The 4,352-nt window shown below is 53.4% G+C and carries 5 protein-coding genes; 3 read left to right on the top strand and 2 right to left on the bottom strand.

What is annotated here, in order from left to right; translation table 11 throughout:
• Together VJ956_RS03455 and VJ956_RS03450 are read right to left on the bottom strand one after the other, a co-directional pair.
• Positions 1 to 819 (bottom strand): initiation factor 2B (locus VJ956_RS03455; RefSeq protein ID WP_324081690.1); only part of this gene is annotated, 819 nt, incomplete at its 3' end.
• A 27-nt stretch (positions 820 to 846) separates the two neighbouring features.
• Positions 847 to 1,290, bottom strand: a complete 444-nt coding sequence (locus VJ956_RS03450) for a YHS domain-containing (seleno)protein (RefSeq protein WP_324081688.1) — start codon at positions 1,288 to 1,290, stop codon at positions 847 to 849.
• 477 nt (positions 1,291 to 1,767) lie between these two features.
• On the opposite strand from VJ956_RS03450, the gene VJ956_RS03445 reads away from it, so the two are divergent.
• The 3 genes from VJ956_RS03445 (at position 1,768) to VJ956_RS03435 (ending at position 3,889) form a co-directional block, all read left to right on the top strand.
• Complete coding sequence (locus tag VJ956_RS03445) at positions 1,768 to 2,547, top strand: hypothetical protein (protein ID WP_324081686.1); 780 nt, start codon at positions 1,768 to 1,770, stop codon at positions 2,545 to 2,547.
• Positions 2,548 to 2,682: 135 nt separating this feature from the next.
• Positions 2,683 to 3,285, top strand: coding sequence for a phage tail protein (locus VJ956_RS03440; RefSeq protein ID WP_324081684.1), 603 nt, complete (start codon positions 2,683 to 2,685; stop codon positions 3,283 to 3,285).
• Between the two features lie 13 nt (positions 3,286 to 3,298).
• A complete protein-coding gene (locus VJ956_RS03435; RefSeq protein ID WP_324081682.1) occupies positions 3,299 to 3,889 on the top strand; it encodes a phage tail protein in 591 nt (196 codons plus the stop codon).
• Positions 3,890 to 4,352 lie beyond the last annotated feature (463 nt).

Here is a 4,352-nt window from a genome sequence, read left to right as displayed (position 1 = left end):
GCCCTGTTCATTGATCCCGCCGGTCACCAGGGATGCCGGAACGGTTTCGAAATAGATATTCCGCGGCGTGATCCATTGCCCTTCCGGCGCATGCATTTCGGCCACCGGCATTTCTTCCAGACTGACGTCATCGCTGGTCTGGCCACTCTGGCGAAAGCTGTCTCCGAGTACCCAGAACGGTTTTTGCTGGGCGTGGGCAGCCAGTGCGAGCAGGCGGGTGCCGCTTTTATTGATGAAATGTCCGTCTGCCAGCCAGGTATCGCAACCGGTCACCACCACATCCGCCCAGGGCATAAACAGGCCGATCTGGGCATCGGTGATCAGGGTAACCGGTACACCCATGTCGTTCAGTGTTATGGCCAATTCATGTCCTTCCAGTCCGGGACTGCTCTGGGTGCAGATAACCGAAAAGGCCTGCTTGTTCCGGGCGAGCAGGCGAAACAGCTCGATCACTACCGAACTGGCGCTGTGGGTCATAACCACGGCGTCAGCGGGGATCTGCCGGGATGCATGGCTGGCGATAGCGGCGCTGGCGTTTTCCAGTTCGCTGGCAACCTGCCTGACCGAGTCAAGTGGCGACTCTCCATCCGCCAGCTGCGATTCTATCCTTGCGATCGAGTTGCCAATGACGATCATGCTGGGGCGGGCTCTGCGGAGCTCATCAAACAAACGCGCCAGAGCGTTGGCGGCAGGTCTGCTCTGCTCTATGTACGCGGCCAGATCCCTGAGCGTCTTCAGCGCCAGGGCAGTGGCTCCGGATTGCGCGTCCTCACGGAGCCTGTTGAGTAGCTCACTGGCTCTGTCATCAGAATCTGGCATTGGTGCTAACTCCTGTATTTCCGGACACTAGTCCAGAACCCTGGGCCAGTTTGCATCCGCCTGCTGAATAAATTCGTCGGGGCTTTTCAGCCATCTGTCCTGCACGGACTGATTGTAGTTAAGATACAGTCTGTCCTGCCGGATGTTCCAATGTTTCGGGTCCCCCTTGGCGAGGTAGCCCTGACTGACCGCCCAGGCGCAATAACCGCCATAGGCCGGCAGGTACCGTTCCGGGTTACTCTGGAAACGGGCAAGGTTTTCGGCGCTGGCAAACCGCCATGTTGCGCCCAGGTGCCGGGTGCTGTAATCGGCAGAGCCTTTGGTGGGCTCGTCAGCCTCAAAATAGCTTACGACGTCATAACCGCCGGCGCCGGTATTGCTGAGCAGGCCGGTATAAACCGGTGGTTCAGAGGCCAGTGCGCTGGTGGCCGTTAGCAGGGCCGCGGTGATCAATAACAAGAGCCTGTGCATGTCATCATCCTGATTGGTGAGGGTTCAGCTGGTAAGACACGGCTGATGGCGATTTGTTACTGAAGACCAGACCGGCACCCGGTTCAACCAGTTACCCGTCGGTAGGGTTAAGCAGAAGCGACTCACTCGACACCAGATATCCTTTCCGGCAGGCAAAAATGATCATTTATCAATTTAATAATTATCTTATTTAAATCAATGAACTGGATGAAATTCGCGTTTTATTTCGGTGTCAGGTTCTTTTACAGTTTGCTCAGGAAAGAACCAACTCACCGGATAAAAAAATATAAAAGGTTATACTTATTATAGGTTTGATTTTTATGGCATGAGGTATGCTCACGATTTCATCGGTAGTTACCCAGATGCAAATGTCAGCATGTCCCTTTTGAGGCCTGCTCCCGCCGGGGAACATACCAACAGCGTTTGGAGATTTAATTAAAGACCCTGGTGTGCAAGCCAAAAAAGAGGATCTGGACTATGAGTCGACCATTCAGACTGCTTGTTCGCTACACTTTACCATTGACCAGAAACATAATTGCAACTGCTTTTGGTGCACTGCTGTTTACCCCCTCTGCCTATTCGGCATTTATTCAGTACAACGACGAAGCTTCATTCAACACCGCCATTTCAGGGCTGACTGCTACAACGGCCGATTTCGAAAGCGCTACGGCAGGGGATGTCATTTCCACTGGCGATACAGTGGAGGGTATTACCTTTACGCACTCTCTCGTCGCTGATTTTGGGCTTTCAATGACGGTGGATAATCAGTTCGCCACGACATCGCCCTCCAATTATCTTGCTACCAATGACGTTACTCCGGCATTTATTGGTGGTGACAGCTTTGATATGGGTTTTGCAAGCGCGGTTCTGGCGATTGGACTTTACGTCCACACAGACAGCATCTTAGTTGATGGAGATATTACGCTAACGACCGATAGCGGGGGTACCGCCAATCTATTAGTTGGAACGTCGGCTGATATAACGCTGGCCGATGGAGGAGAAGCCTATTTTATCGGGCTGGTAACGGACATGGTTACAGAATCATTTTCGTCGGTGAGTTTGTCGAGTTTTGATCCTTTCCCAGACGGTAATTTCAATTTCAATGTCGACGATATTACCAGGGCAGTCAGTGGATCTGATCCGGGCGGACCAACTCCGGTCGATGAACCTGGAGCCCTTGCCTTATTGTTGCTTGGGCTGGCGGGGATGCTTGCAAACAGGGCGCTTAGGCGGCGAGTGAACGAAAAGCAAGCGTAATCATAAAAGGCTGTGCACTTGCATGGCCTTTTTTGTATGGGCGGTAGAAAAAATGTTCCCGGATCCGGTGGGGATATAAAGGCTTGATTATGGTTCCTCTATCCAAACACGAAGAGAAGCTCGCCAGAGCAGCTAATGAGGAGAAACACAATGCGCGTTATACATAAAGTTCTGATCGGCGTTTTTGCCCTTTGCGGAATGGGGCTGGGGCAGCCGGCTTTGGCCAATACACCGTTCATCGGTGAAGTTGCCTGGGTTCCGTATAACTTTGCACCACGCGGCTGGGCGTTCTGCGATGGTCAACTTCTAGCAATTGGCTCGAACGCGGCACTATTTTCGTTGCTGGGCACAACCTATGGCGGTGACGGTCGGACAACGTTTGCACTGCCGGATGTTCGAAGCCGCACGATCATGCATGAAGGGCAGGGGCCGGGGCTTACTCAACGTCGTCTCGGTGATCGAGCCGGTACTGAGGCTGTGACCCTGACCGAGGCGGAAATGCCTGCTCACTCCCATGATCAGAGAGCCAGTAGTGGCGGCGCCACGACCTCAGACCCCAGTGGCAACGCGTTGGCCTCAACAGGGAGAACAAGAATTTATGCCGATGCGCCGAACGTCGGTATGAACTCTGGAAATATTGCCAGTTCGGGAGGTGGGCAGCCCCACAATAATATGCAGCCATACACAGTGCTCAATTGTATTATCGCACTTCAGGGCATCTTTCCACCACGGAACTGAGCAGGAGGATTACATGAAACGCATCAAGCTTTTGATACTGGCCGTGATGGTCAGCTTCGTTCAACCTGCCTTTGCAACGACCGATTCATTCGACCCGCTCCTCGGAGAAATAAAATGGGTTGCGTTCAACTTCGTGCCGAGGGGCTTTGCTGCGTGTGACGGCCAGCTTCTCTCTATTGCCCAGAATTCAGCTCTGTTTTCGTTGATCGGAACAATCTACGGAGGAGACGGCAGAACGACCTTTGCTTTGCCCGATGTCCGTGGGCGGGTAATGGTTCATGAAGGCGCAGCGCCGGGCCTTGGCCAGAAAGCTCTTGGTTCGCGCGGAGGGTCAGAACGTGAAGTATTGACTGTTGCGCAAATGCCTTTGCATTCCCATGGTCAACAAGGAAGCGATACCAATGCGGACAGCTCCCTGCCGCATGATCGTTCACCTGGTAATACCGGCAGGACAAGGATTTACAACAACGCTGCTATCGACCAAACCATGGATTCTGCGTCAATAGGCTCGGCGGGTAGCAGTTCAAGCCATGAAAACATGGGCCCGACAACGACACTGAACTGTATTATTGCGATAAACGGTATTTTCCCTGCACGAAGTTAATTTTCGAGCAGTTTCGTAAGGGGGCAGAGATGGGCTGGCACAGACGCGGGCCACTGAATTCGCCTCCATATGTCATTCGCAACTTGCTGCCGGGGTTTCGCCCGGTGAGAGCAGGGCAATCTTATTTTACCGCATTCTCTGGTGCTCGGAACTGATTTGAGTCACCGCCCGGGCTGCCGCTGGTGCGTCGCTGGTAGTCGGCGAAGTAACGTATCATGTTGTTTTCGAGCGTTCGGATGGTAGGGCTTTTGCCGTCCATCCGGGTCATGATCTGGTCGGGATGGGCGACAGGAAAAGTGATAAAATTCCGACGTTGTCCTGACGTCCTGGTCGTGGTGAGAGCCTCGGCTTTGGCCTGCGGTCAGGGTGCCTGTCCTTTAGTGAGAATCGTTCTTTCGTCAGGGTTGACGGTGAAAGGCCGCGTGTTCACAATTTCAGCAACTGTGCCTTGCAGACCTGCGAC

Source organism: Marinobacter sp., from assembly GCF_035268745.1.
GTDB lineage: Bacteria > Pseudomonadota > Gammaproteobacteria > Pseudomonadales > Oleiphilaceae > Marinobacter.
This window is presented reverse-complemented; position numbering and strand designations above follow the sequence as displayed.